The organism is Limnobacter sp. 130 (assembly GCF_902506325.1).
Classification (GTDB): domain Bacteria; phylum Pseudomonadota; class Gammaproteobacteria; order Burkholderiales; family Burkholderiaceae_B; genus Limnobacter.
This window is the reverse complement of sequence record NZ_LR732329.1, coordinates 14,325-30,652: the sequence shown is the minus strand read 5'-3', so window position 1 is coordinate 30,652 and position 16,328 is coordinate 14,325. Positions and strand designations below refer to the sequence as shown.

At 52.6% G+C, this 16,328-nt stretch carries 14 protein-coding genes; 7 read left to right on the top strand and 7 right to left on the bottom strand.

Features of this window, described 5'->3' with window-relative positions; genetic code table 11:
• Positions 1-4 precede the first annotated feature (4 nt).
• The 5 genes from FRIGORI9N_RS08770 to FRIGORI9N_RS08750 form a co-directional block, all read right to left on the bottom strand.
• Positions 5-1,303, bottom strand: coding sequence for an ABC transporter permease (locus FRIGORI9N_RS08770; RefSeq protein ID WP_159569790.1), 1,299 nt, complete (start codon positions 1,301-1,303; stop codon positions 5-7).
• A complete protein-coding gene (locus FRIGORI9N_RS08765) occupies positions 1,300-1,983 on the bottom strand; it encodes an ABC transporter ATP-binding protein (RefSeq protein WP_159569788.1) in 684 nt (227 codons plus the stop codon). Before FRIGORI9N_RS08765 ends, FRIGORI9N_RS08770 begins: the two co-directional genes overlap by 4 nt.
• Positions 1,980-2,573 carry a DUF2796 domain-containing protein gene (locus FRIGORI9N_RS08760; protein ID WP_159569786.1) on the bottom strand — a complete coding sequence of 198 codons (594 nt, stop codon included), beginning with the start codon at positions 2,571-2,573 and terminating at the stop codon, positions 1,980-1,982. Before FRIGORI9N_RS08760 ends, FRIGORI9N_RS08765 begins: the two co-directional genes overlap by 4 nt.
• 77 nt (positions 2,574-2,650) lie before the next feature.
• Complete coding sequence (locus tag FRIGORI9N_RS08755; RefSeq protein ID WP_159569784.1) at positions 2,651-3,466, bottom strand: mechanosensitive ion channel family protein; 816 nt, start codon at positions 3,464-3,466, stop codon at positions 2,651-2,653.
• Positions 3,467-3,471: 5 nt separating this feature from the next.
• The gene (locus FRIGORI9N_RS08750; protein WP_201301465.1) at positions 3,472-6,522 is read right to left on the bottom strand and encodes a parallel beta-helix domain-containing protein; all 3,051 of its coding nucleotides are present in this window, start codon (positions 6,520-6,522) and stop codon (positions 3,472-3,474) included.
• 182 nt (positions 6,523-6,704) lie between these two features.
• On the opposite strand from FRIGORI9N_RS08750, the gene FRIGORI9N_RS08745 reads away from it, so the two are divergent.
• From FRIGORI9N_RS08745 to FRIGORI9N_RS08735, 3 genes are all read left to right on the top strand, one after another.
• Positions 6,705-7,052, top strand: a complete 348-nt coding sequence (locus tag FRIGORI9N_RS08745; protein WP_236550851.1) for a c-type cytochrome — start codon at positions 6,705-6,707, stop codon at positions 7,050-7,052.
• Between the two features lie 10 nt (positions 7,053-7,062).
• On the top strand, positions 7,063-8,337 hold the full coding sequence (locus FRIGORI9N_RS08740) for an NAD(P)/FAD-dependent oxidoreductase (protein ID WP_201301464.1): 1,275 nt from the start codon (positions 7,063-7,065) through the stop codon (positions 8,335-8,337).
• A 212-nt stretch (positions 8,338-8,549) separates the two neighbouring features.
• On the top strand, positions 8,550-9,320 hold the full coding sequence (locus FRIGORI9N_RS08735; RefSeq protein ID WP_159569782.1) for a serine aminopeptidase domain-containing protein: 771 nt from the start codon (positions 8,550-8,552) through the stop codon (positions 9,318-9,320).
• A 12-nt stretch (positions 9,321-9,332) separates the two neighbouring features.
• Here the strand turns inward: FRIGORI9N_RS08735 and FRIGORI9N_RS08730 are convergent, their stop codons facing one another.
• Both FRIGORI9N_RS08730 and FRIGORI9N_RS08725 read right to left on the bottom strand, forming a co-directional pair.
• The gene (locus FRIGORI9N_RS08730; RefSeq protein WP_159569780.1) at positions 9,333-9,707 is read right to left on the bottom strand and encodes a 5-carboxymethyl-2-hydroxymuconate Delta-isomerase; all 375 of its coding nucleotides are present in this window, start codon (positions 9,705-9,707) and stop codon (positions 9,333-9,335) included.
• A gap of 199 nt (positions 9,708-9,906) precedes the next feature.
• Positions 9,907-10,827, bottom strand: a complete 921-nt coding sequence (locus tag FRIGORI9N_RS08725; protein WP_201301463.1) for an alpha/beta fold hydrolase — start codon at positions 10,825-10,827, stop codon at positions 9,907-9,909.
• 179 nt (positions 10,828-11,006) lie between these two features.
• On the opposite strand from FRIGORI9N_RS08725, the gene FRIGORI9N_RS08720 reads away from it, so the two are divergent.
• From FRIGORI9N_RS08720 to FRIGORI9N_RS08705, 4 genes are all read left to right on the top strand, one after another.
• Complete coding sequence (locus FRIGORI9N_RS08720) at positions 11,007-11,219, top strand: hypothetical protein (protein WP_159569778.1); 213 nt, start codon at positions 11,007-11,009, stop codon at positions 11,217-11,219.
• 3 nt (positions 11,220-11,222) lie between these two features.
• The gene (locus tag FRIGORI9N_RS08715) at positions 11,223-12,002 is read left to right on the top strand and encodes a hypothetical protein (protein ID WP_159569776.1); all 780 of its coding nucleotides are present in this window, start codon (positions 11,223-11,225) and stop codon (positions 12,000-12,002) included.
• A gap of 113 nt (positions 12,003-12,115) precedes the next feature.
• Complete coding sequence (locus tag FRIGORI9N_RS08710; protein ID WP_159569774.1) at positions 12,116-14,548, top strand: ATP-binding protein; 2,433 nt, start codon at positions 12,116-12,118, stop codon at positions 14,546-14,548.
• A gap of 10 nt (positions 14,549-14,558) precedes the next feature.
• Entirely contained in the window at positions 14,559-16,310 is a 1,752-nt protein-coding gene (locus FRIGORI9N_RS08705; RefSeq protein ID WP_159569772.1) for a CHASE domain-containing protein, read from the top strand.
• The last annotated feature ends 18 nt before the right edge of the window (positions 16,311-16,328 follow it).

The following is a 16,328-nucleotide window of genomic DNA, read 5'->3' as shown; positions in this document are numbered from 1 at the left end:
TGAATCAATTTGTTTTGGGGTTTAAACCATCCTGCAACTGGTTTCGGTAGGCCTGAAATGCGGGCACCAGACCCAGCAAGCTGCCAAATGCGGCAAAAGCGACCACCGCCAGCAAGCCCGCGCCAAGTTCGCGCAGCCCCACCAGTTGTAAACCAAATTGTGCCTGAACCCAGGGCGCAAGTGCAGCACTGGCCAACACAAGCACTATCACACCCAGTGCAACACCGATCCACATCACCAGCGCGCTTTCAAGGAATAACAAGCCAAACACGGTGCGCGGCCCGGCGCCGGTTGAACGCAACACCGCCAGTTCTCGCCTGCGCTGCCCCAGCGTAACCAGCATGACGCTGGTCAACCCCAGCGCACTGACCACAGCCACCAGCGCAGCCACAAACAACAACACCCGCTCAACCACACCCACGGTTTGCCACAAAGTGCTTAAAGCCACACCGGGCAAAATTGCACTGAGTGCTGCATTGGGTCGGTTTTCAAGTTCACGCTGCATGCGAAAAACACCGGCCCGGTTGTTCAAACCCAGCAACACGGCAGTCACTGACTTGGGCTGTAAATTGAACTTGGTGACATATTCAGCAGGAATTTCCGCACCAGGCACCGGCACACCGGCGGCCCAGTCCACATGAATGGCCTCCATGCCCGCAAGGCTAATGTGTACGCTTTGGTCAACAGGGGTTCCTGTCGGCTCCAGAACACCCACCACAACAAAAGGTTTGTCCGCATGGCTGGGTTCGGTCTGCTGAATTTGCATGCCATGGCTCAGTGCGATTTTGTCGCCCACCTTGTGCTTCAGGCGCTTGGCCACTTCCGCGCCCAACACAGCTTCAAACAACACGGTTGCAGGTTTGCCAACACTGTAATCTTCGAAAGCGCGGCCATGTTTAAATTGCAGGTTTTGCCGTGCCCCGTACAAAAACTGCTCGAAATAAATTGCCTTGGTACCCACCACGGCAAAGCCTTGGTAGGAATCGCCAAGTGCAATGGGCAAGGCCGACTTCACGCGGGGGTCTTGTTCCAGCCTCTCAAAGTCGGCATAGGGCACATTTCGCGTGGCCTGGCCAATTCGGAAAACGCTGTAGAGCAACAGGGAAACCGGGCTTGTTTGTGCACCAACAATTAAATCAGTACCCGCCACTGCATTGGAAAAACTGGCCTTGGCACTTTGCCGCGCCAAATCAATGCCCAACAACAGGCATGTGGAAGTGATCACACTGAGCAACAACAGCAACAGGCTGCCTTTGCGGCTCCAGGCACTTCGACTGGCCAACAAAAACAGGGTTTGGATCATGCCTGCCACTGCTCCACGCGCTGTCGCCTGTCACAGTGTTGTGCCAAGGCTGGGTCATGGCTGACCAGCAGCACAGCCGTGTTTTGCTGAGCGGCCTGTGCAAGCAACAATTGAACAAACTGGGCTTGGTGACCCGCATCGAGTGCAGAGGTGGGTTCGTCAGCAATGATCAAATCGGGCTGACCAATCAAAGCCCGGGCGGCGGCCACGCGCTGTTGCTGACCAACAGACAAGGTCGACACCGATTGATTCAGGAATTTGTCCATACCCAAAGCACCCAACAGTTGCTTTGCGGCCTGATTCACCGAACCAGAATGCGTCAATGCGTTTTGTTTGCGGCGCTTTGAAAACTTGCAGGGCAAGTTCACGTTATCAAGCACACTTAAATAACTGAGCAAATTGAATTGCTGAAACAAAAAGCCAATGTGATCGACCCGAAGTGCGTCGCATTGGCTGGCCGACAAAGCGCTCAGGTTTTTCCCCATCAAACTGACATGGCCGCTTTGTGGCAACAAAACACCCGCCATCAAATTAAGCAAAGTACTTTTGCCGCTGCCGCTGTCGCCTTCAAGAAATACCGTGTCCCCGGCTTGCATCGAGAACTCGGGGATTTTCAACTCAAATCCGCTGCTGGCGTATTTGAATGCAATGTTGTTGCAGTGAAGTACTGCTGCGGTCATTGAACCACCAAGGTGCTCTGTTTGGGCGTAAGGCTTGCACCAACCTGGCCCTTTGGAAACAAGGCCTGCACTTCAATTTTCTCGAAACCCGGAAACTGGCGAAACACGCGCACATCGATTACCTTGAGTTTTGCAGGCTCTGCACATTCAAACTCATAGGCAACACGAAAATCGGAATGCCCGCTTTCAGATTCATGGTGTTGATGATCATCACTGGGACCATGACTGTGCGGATTCAACACCTCGGAATACAGTTTGTAAGAAGTCCGTTTGCACTGCGCATCGGGCGAGAATGCAAACATGCCATTGGCCTGCAACAGTGATTTCACCCTGCGTGCCTTGACTTTTTCTGCGTCGGTTTTCGGACTGCGCTCAAACCCAAGCACGTTTTCCAAAGGCGAGTACAAACTGATGAAAAGGCCGTTGCCATCTTGCACCACCTCAAGCTCGCCAACTCCATGAACATGGGCCGCATCGTTGTGGCGGGAGTGGCTGTGACCGCCGGCTGCCAACACTGCGCCACCAAACAAACCGGAGCAGGTCAACAGGATCAGCTTGTTAAGCCAGGATTGATGCGCAAACTGTGTCATTGATGTCCCTTTGTTGTTTTTTGCATGGCTTGATAGACACCAACCCGTACCAAGAGGTTCCCTGGGGTAAGGGTCAGTTAAACCGGTCCAAATTCTCGCCAGAAACCTTTGTAAATTGCCTGTTCTGCATCGCCCCGCTTTTCCAGCGGGCAAGCCAGGCGAACAATCATTTTATGCGCCAGCTCATTGTAGGCCTGCCAGAACACCTCTGGCTTTGCGCCGGGTAAATCCACAAACTCCGACACTTCGATGCGATCGAAATACTGGTCCGCCTCCTCAAGCCAACTGGCAGAGACCGCATTGGCCACTTGCAAGGCCACTTCTTCAGCCCTCACGGTGTCGGCCTTGAAGGGCAAGATGATGTCAATGGTGTACAGGCTGAATTTGCCCAACATGGACATGTGTTTGATGGTTTGCGTCAACACCATGGCGTTGGGCACCGCCAGGCGCCGCCCGGTGTATTTGCCTGACATGCCGATTTCAAACAGCTTGGTACTGAGCAGATCAATATCGATCACCCGGCCATTTTGTGTACCAATTTCAATGTAGTCGCCAATCCGGAAGGGCTTGGACAGCGAAATATTGACATAACCCAACAGACTCAACACCACTTCCTTGCCGGTGATGATCATGGCACCCGCAATGGCCACCACACTGAGAAAAGCGCCGGTAATTTGCGAAGCCCACACCGAAATCAACAGGAAAAACACTGACATGCGCACCAGGTTTTTCAGAAAAACCAGTTGCGAGCGAGCCTTTTCAGGGTGGTAGGGATGAAGTTTGCGAAGCGACCAGGACAAGGCCCTGTTCACGAAAAACCCACTGGCCATCAACCCGAAGGTGATGGCCAGTTTGATCAAAAACAAGGTGGTGGGATCTTTGAGTAATTCCATGCCTGCTATGGTAACAGGGGAAGACCTCCGATCAATGGCAATCCACCGCCCGAATTGCTGCCATCTTGGCAGGCATCGGCATTTTCATAGCTTGAATCAATCACCTGATCAATCCACTGATTGATCAACGCCACGCCTTCGGTGTGAACCACACTGCGGGCCAGCGGCGGCATTTTCGCTGCCAGTTCCACGGCTTCCGGCCCCATGCGATACGGCACAATCGAATCGCCCGACACCGCAGGGTGAATGTCGTAGGTCCGCGTACCCCGCCCTTCTGAACCACTGGCAGTTGGCTTTTTACAAATGCCGTAAGTGCTGTCCACGGCCCGGAATACGTCCACATAAAAACCTGTATTCGAGGCCTGTCCATTCACGTTGTGGCAATGGGCACAATTGACTTCCAGGTAAGCGCGTGCGCGGGCCTCGATATCGCCTTTTGAATTGGCAGCCATGCCCGAGTCGCCCGGGTTATTGAACTTCGGAATGTGGTTCACATTGGTGGCCACCTGGCGCTGATCCAGATTAAAGCTGCTCGGGCAGCCATTCATCAAACCGGTTTCGCACATGAATTTCAACTGGTTTTTGCCGTTGACCGGGTGCTGTGCCTGCCCGGTGAACATGGGCGATTCATTCACATAGGCCCGGTTCAAATTGCGTGGCTTGGGGCCAATCGGTGCCGAACCAGGGTCCACATCGTTGTTGCTGTGGCAAATTGCACATTGGCTGGCATTGGGGAACATGTAGGCATTGGTGCTTCCGGTTTGACGCTTGCCGGAATCCACGTCCACATAATCCCAAGACGCTGCTGCACTGCCGCCAAACTGGGTCAGTACGGCCTTGCGTTTGCCATTGCCTGCGTCTTGCCAAATGTACTCCAGCGCTTCCCAATAATTTTGACCATCGGTGCGTTGGCGCTTGATCAACAAGCGGGTTTCATAGGGTGTTTCACGCGCTGCAGGTTGATCAACAAACGAGAATGTTTTGGCAATAATGGTACCCACCGGGAACTCAATGGTGGAATTGACCCGGCTTGATTCATCTTCCAGGAAACGCGCCTGCTTGCTTTCAGGAATAAACATCACCCTGTGCTTGATCGAATAGTCACTGAATAACTTGCTGTTCAACACATAGGGCATGCCTTGCCCGTTGGGTCGGCTTGCCGGGTTTTGATCATCCGCAAACAGGTTGTACTGAGCCAGGTCCGGGCAGTTCACCACAGCAGCAGGTTGATTGACCACCCCGGCCTTCAAGGGCACTTCACACAAGGCTTTCACAGCTTCCGCAGTGGGCTCGGGTGCAAACTGGCCACTGGGCTCAAACGGCTCGAACTCGAAATCGGGCAGGCGTGGCAGGTCCGAACCGAAGCGCGCCACACAATCGTGCTTGCTCAAGTCAAATTCAGAGGGGAACAAGGGGATACCGCTGCCCACCGCAGTCAAATAATCCAGCGACAAATTGGCGGCCGGGTCATTGGTGTTCAAGTTAATCACCGCATCCAGACCACGGGTGCCGTGGAAATTGGCAAACGCCAGGCTGTCGGTTCCGAAATTGTTATTTGGATTGATACAACTGAACCACCAGGCTGGCACCTTGCGCTGACCATTGGACTCGAATTTGTATTTGTTGTAGCGGCAGCTTGGGTTGGGGTTTTGGTTGCCCTGAATGGGCTTGCCATCGGCATCCACCGCCACGGGGTTGCCATTGCGGTCTTTGGGCAGTTCACAACTGCTGTTCAAGTTGTCGGTATAACCATCCCAAACAATGTGCGCGCCGCGATAACCACCGCCACCGGCTGCGTTTTTCAAACCCACCACTGCTGGGAAAGCACTGGTTACTTGCCCACCCTGAGTCGCCAAAATGGTCGCAAAATCAGGTTGGGGCAAATCATTGCCATTGTTAACGAAGGTGTTGTCGAAAATATTCACCGCTTCGGAATACACGTCCATGCGGCGGTCGCCGTTTTCACCCAGCAAATCGTAACTGGTCAAAATAATGCCGGCAGTACCGTTGTTCTCGAACACGTTGTCGTAAATATCGATTTTGTCGTAGGCCAGCGTGATCAAGCCCGAACCACGCGGCACGTTGGCCACGATTGAACCGGGTACCGCAAAGTTGTAGGTGTTGTTGTTGCGGGAAATGTTGTTGAACACTCGCGAGCGCGAACCATATTGGGTCAGGTTGTCCAGGTCGTAAACCAGAAAACCACCCGAGTTACATTCAGCCAGATTTTCGGAGTATTCCCCATCCTGAACGTTCTCAATCTCGAAGCCGAACACATTGAATGCCGCGCGGCTTTTGCGGATTTTTGCAATATTGGTTTGGCCCACATAAATACCGGCATCCGAGGCACCAATACTTTCAGTTTCTTCCACCAGAATATTGCGGCTTTCAACCGGGTAAATGCCGTAACGCCCTGAAGCGGTACTCACCGTGTAGTCGGGCGAGGTGTTGTCGGTTTCCAGCGGATTGGGGTTGGCCGGGTTGTGGCGTGCGGGGTCGGTACAGGCCACCTTGATTTCATCGCGGAAATTGGCTGCAGTAATCGGGCGCTCCTCGGGCAGCTTGCGGCCACTACTCCAAATGGCGCGCACCTTTTTCAAGGTGCCATGGTTCACGCCTTTCATTTTGAAGGCATCGCCGGGTGAGTCGCCAATGGTCAGGTTGCGTATGGTGACACCGCGCACGTTCGAGGCCAGGAAACCCTCTTGCGAAGTACTGTCCCGAAAGGACAGGAACGTTTCATCCATGCCACAGCCTTCAATAATCACGTCCTCAGTGGTCGTAATCTGAATACCCGTTTTCAAATCGAAGAAACCGCAATCAAACCGCAAAATGTCCTTGGGCTTGAGTTGAACCATGGCCTTGACCATTTCCTCAGTCGCATTGGGCCCGGGCTGGATCAAAAACACCCGGCCGTTGGATTCGGCAGGATTGACCGCCGACCCGCCACCCGAAGTGCTTGTGGGGTCATCTCCGCCTGACGACAAACACGCGCCAAGTACCAGTGTGGACAGGGAAAGGAGTACTGCTTGCAGTGCATGTTTGGAGTGAGCCACGCCAACCTCGATCTTGTTATATGCGTATGAGAAAAAACTGCTTGCCTGTACCTGTTACCACGCTAGAATCAGATTGGATTTCGAATTGTGTCGGCTAATTGACACTGCATGCGTGATGATTCATATTCGATTCACAATGCTGGAGACAAGCATTCATACATACAAGAACTGGAGGGACAGCAATGACTGATTTGAAACAACACGCCACGCGCCTGCTGATGAGCATGGCCTTGGCTGGCAGCGGCCTGCTGCTGGGCACTGGCGCCCTAGCCAATGAACTGACACCCGAAAAGAAACTGCAAGCGGCCAGCCTGGCTGCCACCTGCGCGAATTGCCACGGCACCAACGGCGTGGGTGTGCAAGGCAGCGCAGTCACCGGGCTTGCCAACCTGAGTGTGGAATACATCAAAACCAACATGATCTGGTTTAAAACCGGGCAGCGCCCCGCCACTGTGATGCATCAACTTGCCAAGGGCTACACCGACGAGCAAATCGACATCATCGCCAACTACCTCGGTAAAAAAGACTAAGGAGCGCACCATGCAAAGACGACAATTTTTACAAACCAGCGCGCTGGCCTCTGCCCTGTTGGGCGGCATGCCCCTGTCTGCAACCGCAAAAAGTGCCAAAGGCAAAGTGGTCGTGATTGGTGGCGGTTACGGTGGCGCCACGGCAGCCAAATACCTGCGCATGCTTTCCGGTAACCAGCTCGATGTCACTTTGGTTGAACCCAATTCCACATTTATTTCTTGCCCCATGAGCAACCTGGTGGTGGGCGGTATTCGCCAAATCAGTGAAATCAGCACACCCTACACGGGCTTGAGCCGCAACCACGGCGTGAAAATGGTGAAAGACTACGTGACTGCCATTGACGTTGAAAAACGCACCGTGAAATTGAAAAGCGGCAAAACCCTGCCCTACGACAAACTGGTGCTGTCACCTGGCATTGACTTGCAACTGGACAAAATCGAAGGCCTGGTTGCAGCCAATGCCAACGGGCAAATTTTTCACGCCTGGAAAGCCGGCCCTGAAACCGTGGGTTTGCGCAAGCAACTGGAAGCCATGCCCAATGGCGGCACCTATGTGCTAAACGTGCCACTGGCCCCCTACCGCTGCCCCCCCGGCCCTTACGAGCGCGCCAGCATGGTGGCCAACTACTTCAAGCAGTACAAACCGAAATCAAAAGTACTGCTGCTGGACGCCAATGCCGACGTAACATCGAAAGGCAAGCTGTTCAAAGGCGTTTGGGAAAGCGAGTACAAAGGCATTCTGGAATACCGGCCCAATATGAAAGTAACGGGGGTCGACGGCGCCACGAAAACGGTTCGCTTTGAATTTGAAGAGCCAATCAAGGGCGATGTGCTGAATATTTTGCCGGAGCAGCGCGCCGGCAAACTGGCAGTCGATTCCGGCATTGCCAACCTGAACAATCGGTGGGCCGAGGTGAACTACATGACCTTTGAGTCCACTGTGGCACCCAATGTGCACGTGATTGGCGATTCTGTTCAAGGTGCACCGCAAATGCCGAAAAGCGGTCACATGGCCAACAGCCAGGCCAAAGTGGTGGCAGCAGCCATTGTTGCGCAGCTTAGCGGCTGGGAACCCAATGCCACACCATTGACCAACAACACCTGCTACAGCTATGTAACCACCAACAACGTGATTCACGTGGCCAGTGTGCATGTGTTCAACGCCGAGAAGAAAACCTTCTTGACCGTTGAGGGCTCGGGCGGCGTATCGGCAGCCCCCAACGAACTTGAAGGCACTTACGCCTGGAACTGGGCCCAGAATATTTGGGCTGACACCTTGGTGTAGCACGCGTTCAGGCGTCAGTTCAAATTGGAAAGGCCAGCAATTGCTGGCCTTTTTTCATCGACTGAATCCCCGTGTTTACCCTGTGTAGTGTTCTATTTACTCAACAGGACACTTTTTTGACCGTTAATTGAATTGTAGTCAATGCGCATACAAGCGTAATTTAAACAAAACGAGCCAGCAATCCTGAAAGTGTTTTTGAAAGGGACAATAAAATGGCCAGTCAAACACCTGTCAATGGTCACCCAAAATTGGGCATGGCCGAAGTGGCCAAACTTGCAGCCCGCGAGGGTTATCTGTTTGGCTTAAGCTTTCTGTTTCGCCAACGTGTGGCGCAGTTTGTTCCTGAATTCAGCCCCAACTTTCACAACCGCCAGTTGCCCATTGTGTTCATGGTGCCCGGCTACATGGAAAAACCCGGTTGTTTTGCCGCCCTGTATGAAGAACTGCTGTGGAGCGGCGTACGCGTGGCCCTGTATCAACCGCGCTATCTATTGGCCTCGGTACACGACATGGCGCACGATTTCGGGCATTACATGGACACGGTGCTTGGCCAGCCTGAATGCGAAGGTGCCAACACCTACCTGGTTGGACATTCCATGGGTGGGTTGATCGTGCGCAAAGCCATGAGCCAGCGCTGGCATAGTCATTCACAGGTGCAACACCTGTTCACCCTGGCTTCGCCCAACAATGGCACGCGCATGGCCCACCTTGGCGTTGGCGAGTGTGCCGCAGACATGCTGCCCAACAGTGACTTTTTGAATCAACTGAATGTGGAAGACGACTCGCACCGGCAAAAAATGAGCAGTGTGATTGCCATTCCCGATGCCTTGATATTGCATCATCGATATGCACATTTGGAAGGTGCAGCCAACCACGTGATCGACCGCACCGGCCACATGGCCTTGCTGGATGAACCCCGGCTAATTGAACTGTTGAAACGAAAAATGCAGGGACAAAACCCGCATCAATTGTTGGGTGCCTGATTCACCAGGCTTTCAGTTGCGCTTGCTGACCGATTTGAAATACAGCTCGGACTGCATTTCACGCACATGCACACTGATTTGAGTCTGCAAGCCATCGGATTGAAGGCAAGTGCGTTCCAGTACCCTGAGCAACACTTGGCCCAAATGCTCTTGAATGGAAAATTCCCGCCCGCTGAGCAACTCCACTGTGGCCGCCACAAAGGCATGCGCTCCAGTTTCAGCGGCAGCCACCCCCATGCGATAAGCGCGCAAACAATGGATTCGGGTTTTGATGTCGGCATCCATAAAAATACCCAAACCCATCAAGGCTTTATTGACCTGAAGCAGCACCCAGGACTCGTCCAGATCGCGCAGGTTGTCACTGTATTCAATCGTAATGTGGGGCATGAAGAAAGCCTGTGTATGTGACAAAGCGGTGAAAGTTCATGGTTTTGTCTAGTATAAATTACCTACAAATCTGCTTGCTGATCCGAAAGCTTAGCGCGAGAATGTTTACATTGAGTGCTGTAACAGTGCTCAACCTCATGTCTCCTCTTCTCCGCAAGTGAGAAAGGTTAAGCCGGCTTCCCAGGAAGTCGGCTTTTTTTTATCCTTTTTCAATGTGGCTTTCAATCAGCTGCGCCAAAACCTCGGGCTGATCGTGGTGAACCATGTGCCCGGCGTTGTCCACAATCACTGATTCCCACTTCGGGACACAATCAAACCGCGTACGGAACGCATCAAAATCCACCGGCTCGCCCGCTCGGCTCAACCACAGCCCAGCTTCGGTTTGTTTGGCCTCAACATGCAATACAGGTGCAGCAATATTGCGCCAACACGCTTGGGCTTCAGCCAGCCGGTAGCCAATCGGGTTCATGATTTTGTGTGCGGCATCGCCCAGCAAACTGTAACCGTCGTTGTCCACCTTGCTCCAGAATTGCGCCAGGTACATCGCCTTTTCATCGCTTAGCCTGTGGTTGGTTTTTTGCAAGCGCCTGGCCACCGCTTCCAGGCTGCCGTAGGTTCGCAATTGCTTCGGGGCCTTGATCTCATCAAGCCAGTTGCCGTAACGTTTGGGCGCCTTTTCCGCCGAGGAGTCGAGCATGCCAAATCCCTCAAGATTGACCACGCTGCGAATGCGCTGTGGCCGAACACCGGCATACATCATGGCAATATTGCCACCCATGCTGTGGCCCACCAGGTTCACAGGCTGTGTGGGCGAGAAATGGTCCAGCAAGGCGTCCAGGTCGGCCAGGTAATCCGGAAACCAATAGGAACGTATGCCGGGCGCGCCGTCTGCAACGGGCCATTCGCTCAAGCCAAACCCTCGCCAGTCGGGCGCCACAACCCGGTAATCATTTTTCAGGGCATCCACTACGAACTGGTAGCTGGCACCCACGTCCATCCAGCCATGCACCATCACCAACAGTGGCGCATTTTCAGGGCCCCAGCAATGCAAATGAGTGCGCAAACCACGCAAGTCGACAAAACACGATTCATGCTGCTTCAAAGGCTGATAAATATTCACTGCTTGCTCACTTTGCTGGCCAATGCTTGGTTGACCACGGTTTGTTTATGCTGAGTGAAAGTGTATGCGATCTGCCCCCCTGCTGAATTTGACCCTGTCCTCTAAACGGGAAAGAAAAACTGTCGAAATTAAAAAATCAACTTATCATTCAGCAAAACCTAACAAAACAGGAGACAAGCATGCCCAAACTGGATGCCGCATTGATCGATGCATTGGGAGAACCGATGCCTGAGCTCGAACAGCTTAGCGCCGCCAACCAAAAGAAACTGGCCGCAGACCTGGCCACTGCCCACCAGGCTCACGATGCTTTTTTAAAAGAAAGCATGGACAACGCGCTTGAACACATTCCACGCCTGTTGCGCGGCACTGTTAAAAAAATTCTGGGACTTTGAATCATGGACCGAAACACTGAACTGCGCCGCCTGGCGCAAGCCTTGCACAAGTCTGCCGACGATTTGGCTTACCTGGACAAACTCGACGCCCTGGCGCTGCAAAAGCTGCGCACCAATTTTCAAAACAGCCTGCTGAACAAATTTGGCCCCGTGTTTGAAAAAATTGCAGGCGCCGGCAAACTGGCCCCCGACTCAATTAGCGCAACCTTGTGCACCAAGGTTTTTGGCCCGGCGATTACGGCCAATATGTCGTACTTCACCCCCATGAGCAAAGCTGTAAGCCTGTGCAAACTGTTCGACGCAGACTTCATGGCTGAAGTTGCCCGCGAGCAGATTCCTGAGCGTGCCGTGAACATGCTGGCTGAATTGCCTGTTGAGCAGTTGAAAAAAGTAACGGCCAAGCTGGTTGAACATGGCGACTTTCATGTGCTGGGTGGCTTTACTGACTACATCCCCGAGAAAAAAGCCATTGAGATCATGGAAGTAATCAAGGACCCGGCAGCCAACCTGCACATTTCGTTTTATGCGCAGCGCAAAGACCGTATTGCGAAACTGGCCAATTTGCTGAGTGATGAAAAACTGATTGAACTGATTGCCGCCGCCTTCACCGAGGACAACTTATTGGTTGAGGTGGGTTTAATCACCGCCGAAATGGACGAGAAAGCGCAGGTTCGAATGGCCAAACTAACGGACAAGGTCAACAAGACTTACCGGGCCAAGGCCAAGGCCAAAGCAGAAGAAATGGGTTATGCCAATCGTTTGACCGCCTTTTTTCAGGCCTGAAGCCCGACAAACTGACAACAATTGTAAACGGGATGATTTAACTATCTTAATCATTCGATACAAGCGGACGCTGGAAGACTACTCTTGGCCCAAACCAATGAGTCTTTCCAGCCATGCCTTTGTCGAAAACGCCTGCGAATAACAACGACCACCAGTCTTCCCTGGGTTTATTGCCTTGGCTGATCGGTATTGCCTTGTCTGCGTGCCTTCTCAGCCTGGCCCTGTTCAACTCCATACAGGTTGAAAGCGAAACCCAGCGTGTCAAGGCAGAAGTTCGCTACACCCTGGACCACTACGCCAACACGCTTGAAAAAATTATTGGCAAAGCCAGCGCCAGCCTTCATGCCATTGAAGTGTTCGTGCGGCAAACGCCCCAACTGGACCAATCCAGTTTTGAACAGTTCTCTACCCTGCTTGCTGTCGATAACCCCGCCATTCGCAGCTTGCAATATGCACCCGACGGCATCCTGCGGTTTTTAACCAACCCAGCCCTGAATCAAAGTGCGATCGGACTAAACCTCTACAAAGCGCAGCTCACCGCCCCTTTTCTTGAAGAAGCGGCACTGACCGGAAAGACCATCATGGAAGGCCCGCGCGAACTGATGCAAGGTGGCCATGCATTGATTCTTCGCTATCCGGTTTTTCGGCAACGCAACCCGAACAACAATCAGGACCTGATGGGTTTTGCAGCGGTGCTGATCGACTTTGAACACCTCAAGCAAAAAGTAATTGAACCCTTGGAGCAACAAGGGCTGCTGGTGCACGTACAACAAAAAAGCCCGATGGATGCCAACTGGCAAATCGTGCATGGAAACCCGGCTTCCACGCTGATCGACCCGATCTCATCCACTGTATTTTTTCCTTACGGTGAATGGGCAATTGAAGTGGCTCCCAAACAGGGGTGGAGCAAACCCATGGGGCTGCATCCCTACCTGGTGCTGTTGGCCTTGATCACAATGACCATTGTGGTCTGGATGTCGTTGTACGAATACCGGTCACGCAGAGCCATGCAGGCCGCTTTCGAATCAGCACGATCGGCCAATGAGTTAAAAGACAAACTGATTGCCAATGTGTCGCATGAAATTCGAACACCACTGACTTCAATCAACAGCATCGCCATCTTGCTGGATGCGCCGGGCTACTCTGCCGAAGTTCAGGAACTGGGCAAAGCCATCAAACAATCCAGCGAATCAGTGCACGCCATTGTGAATGATCTGCTGGACCTGTCGAAAATACGCCAGGGTTTCTTTCGCCTCAACAACAATGATTTTAATATCGATGACTTGATCGACAACACGGCAAACATGCTTCAACAGCAATGGCTTCAAAAACCAGGCATTGAGCCTTTTTTGCTGGAACCCCAGTCAAGCCAGACGAGTTACTTCGGCGACAAGGGGCGAATTGAACAGGTCATTCAAAATCTGATTTCCAATGCATTCAAGTTCACCCTGTTTGGCCGCGTCACTGTGCGCATTCAGGTTGTGACCGAGAGCAGAGAGCGGGATCAACTGATTGTTGAAGTATCCGACACTGGCGTTGGCATACCAGAACAAGAGATCGAACGGGTGTTCGATGCGTTCTATCAAGTGGATTCATCGCTTCAGAAACGCTACAACGGCGCGGGGCTGGGCCTTGCGATTTGCAGGCAGATCATTGAAGTGATGGGCGGCACCATCCATGTGCGCAGCAAACCCAATATGGGAACCCAGTTTGAGTTTCGCCTGCCACTGTCGCATGGCAACTTGAACCAAGCTCGAACCAACCCAGTCGTCAATAAAAGCGGCCGGATTTTGCTGCAAATTGGTGAAACGGCTTTGGAGCCACGCCTGGTTCAAACACTGGAACCCGATTGGCAAGTTCAGTTTCTACACCACAGCACCACCCACGAAAAAATATTGCCTGTTCACAACAATGCGCGGGTTCTGCTTGACCTGCCCGGCCCATTCACTGCGTCCAAAGCCGAGTGGCTCAGCCAGTTTCTCGACAAGCAAGCCAGTTTGGGACAAGACATTGTCTGGCTTGGCACTGATCTGCCTGCAATCGCCGAAAAACACAAGCTTCGCCTGTTGATGAAACCGCTGACTCGGGACCGCTTGAGCCGTGCTTACAAACACAGCAAGCAAGAATCGCCGGTTGCACCAGAGCAGTCTCAAGATGCCCCACTTCGCTTGTTGCTGGCCGAGGACAATGCCTTGAACGCCAAGGTGTTTAAAAAGCTCCTGGAGAACCGGGGCGTTTCAGTGAGTTGCGTGAGCAACGGGGCAGATGCACTTGCATTGCTGACCAGCGGCAATGCGCATTTCGATGCGGTGCTCATGGACCTGCAAATGCCCGTGATGGACGGGCTGGAGGCCACACGGTTGATACGCAAGCGCGAAGAACTTCAGGACTTGATGGTTTACGCCGTCTCGGGACATGTCAGCAACAGCATGAGAAACGAATGCATCAACATTGGTTTCACCAATTTCATTACCAAACCTTTTGATCCGGACCTGTTGATTGAAGACATTCAGGCTCGCCTAAAAGAACAGAGTCATACACACTGACATGCGAGAAATGGATCAATCATTTACAAATTGGGCTTATGCCACACTGGTGGGTGTACTCGGCGCAAGCCTGTGCATCGCAATGGGTTTTCACCTGCAACGAAATGCCGAGGCCACTGAAGCCCTGGCATTTGAACACTTGCTGGACCGACGAACTGCGGACCTGCAACACACGGTCAATGAATACAAGCAGAACCTTCAAAACACCGCCAGCCTGATCACTGCGTTTGGGCAAGACGAACTGACACCTGAACGATTCCGCAATTACGTGAACAGCCTGAATTTGCGAAAGGAGTTTCCTGGTGCTTTGGGGCTTGCATTTGCCAGAAAGGTTCCGCTGGACAAAGAGGCTGAATTTATTCAGGAGATGAGAATGAAGGGTCTGCGCGACTTTCAGATCCGCTTTATCAGCCCTTCCTCTCAAGACCGTTTTGTGATGCAGTACATTGAACCCATTGAGGAAAACCACTCCGCGCAGGGTCTGGATCTGGGCTCTGAAAACGTTCGACGTGAAAACTGCCTCAGCGCATTCTCGCGGGCTGATTTATCTGTATCAAAGCCGATCACCATGATTCAGAATGCGCATGTTGGACGACTGGGTTTTACCATGCTGATGCCAGTGTTCAACAAAGCGGTGCCGTCCAGTGACCTGGGGGCTCGTTACGAAGAATTGGTGGGCTGGGTGTCCTTTCCCATCTCGATCGACCGGTTCCTGAAAGCCTGGCTGGCGCAAGATCAAACACTGCAACTTCGAATTTCAGTGCTTGAGGAAAAACAAACACCCGCTCTTTTTTTTGACAATGTCGAACCCCAAAATGTCACCCTGTACCCTCACGCCGCGGCGAGCCGGGATTTGCAGTTGGGCAACCGGCGCTGGCGTTTGGAATTCTGGCCAAGCCAACCTGACAACAACACGCCAATGAACCCCGTTTATTTGGCATTGACCCTGCTGGGTATTGCCTTGAGTGGATTGGCGGCTTACCAGGTCAAACGGACGCTGGATCGTCGTGACGAATTGAGACTGCACAAACAGTTGGTCAACAATTCCTCCGAGGCCTTGATTGCTGAGGACACCCGGGGCCGCATTCTGGTGTGGAACCATGCAGCAGAGGAATTATTTGGCCTGGACTCCGCCAGCGTTTTGTACGACCAAGAACAAAACCTCACCATACCGGACGAGTTGCTGACCTCTGAGAAAAGACTTCACGAACGGGCTGCACAGGGCGAAACACTTAAAAACATTCAAACGCTGCGGATCAGCGATTCTGCCAAGCGCATTCACCTTCGCATGAATCTTGCGCCCATCTACAGTCACAATCGCAAACTGGTGGGCTACACCAAATCATTCAGGGATGAAACCGAAGCACGGATGGTCTGGAAAGACATTCACTCGCTGGAGGAATTGATCGCCCATGCGCCAGACGGTGTGATTACCCTGGATCGATCGCGCAAAATAAAACTGGCCAATCCAGCGGCACTGCTGTTGCTTCAGGGGGCCAACGTCAAATCCACACTGATTGGTCAACAGCTCACCGAGTTGCTTGCACCCGACGTGCTGCTTGAGTTTGAAAACGAGGTATTGAATCCACTCTATAAAAACAGTCGTGTTCAGGTCGTGTTCAACTGGCCCGCTCCTGGCCATGTTGAACACATGCCCTTGTTTTTCAGGGGTTTTGCACTGACTTACCCAGAACTTGGGGAATCGATCTGGGCACTTCGTTTTGAAAAAACAAACAAACCGTACACACCAAGTTATGATTAAAATACATTATTAATCAAT

Coding starts and splice junctions, on each gene's coding strand:
- FRIGORI9N_RS08770 (WP_159569790.1), bottom strand. CDS start 1,303: ATGATCCAAACCCTGTTTTTGTTGGCCAGTCGAAGTGCCTGGAGCCGC.
- FRIGORI9N_RS08765 (WP_159569788.1), bottom strand. CDS start 1,983: ATGACCGCAGCAGTACTTCACTGCAACAACATTGCATTCAAATACGCC.
- FRIGORI9N_RS08760 (WP_159569786.1), bottom strand. CDS start 2,573: ATGACACAGTTTGCGCATCAATCCTGGCTTAACAAGCTGATCCTGTTG.
- FRIGORI9N_RS08755 (WP_159569784.1), bottom strand. CDS start 3,466: ATGGAATTACTCAAAGATCCCACCACCTTGTTTTTGATCAAACTGGCC.
- FRIGORI9N_RS08745 (WP_236550851.1), top strand. CDS start 6,705: ATGACTGATTTGAAACAACACGCCACGCGCCTGCTGATGAGCATGGCC.
- FRIGORI9N_RS08740 (WP_201301464.1), top strand. CDS start 7,063: ATGCAAAGACGACAATTTTTACAAACCAGCGCGCTGGCCTCTGCCCTG.
- FRIGORI9N_RS08735 (WP_159569782.1), top strand. CDS start 8,550: ATGGCCAGTCAAACACCTGTCAATGGTCACCCAAAATTGGGCATGGCC.
- FRIGORI9N_RS08730 (WP_159569780.1), bottom strand. CDS start 9,707: ATGCCCCACATTACGATTGAATACAGTGACAACCTGCGCGATCTGGAC.
- FRIGORI9N_RS08720 (WP_159569778.1), top strand. CDS start 11,007: ATGCCCAAACTGGATGCCGCATTGATCGATGCATTGGGAGAACCGATG.
- FRIGORI9N_RS08715 (WP_159569776.1), top strand. CDS start 11,223: ATGGACCGAAACACTGAACTGCGCCGCCTGGCGCAAGCCTTGCACAAG.
- FRIGORI9N_RS08710 (WP_159569774.1), top strand. CDS start 12,116: ATGCCTTTGTCGAAAACGCCTGCGAATAACAACGACCACCAGTCTTCC.
- FRIGORI9N_RS08705 (WP_159569772.1), top strand. CDS start 14,559: ATGGATCAATCATTTACAAATTGGGCTTATGCCACACTGGTGGGTGTA.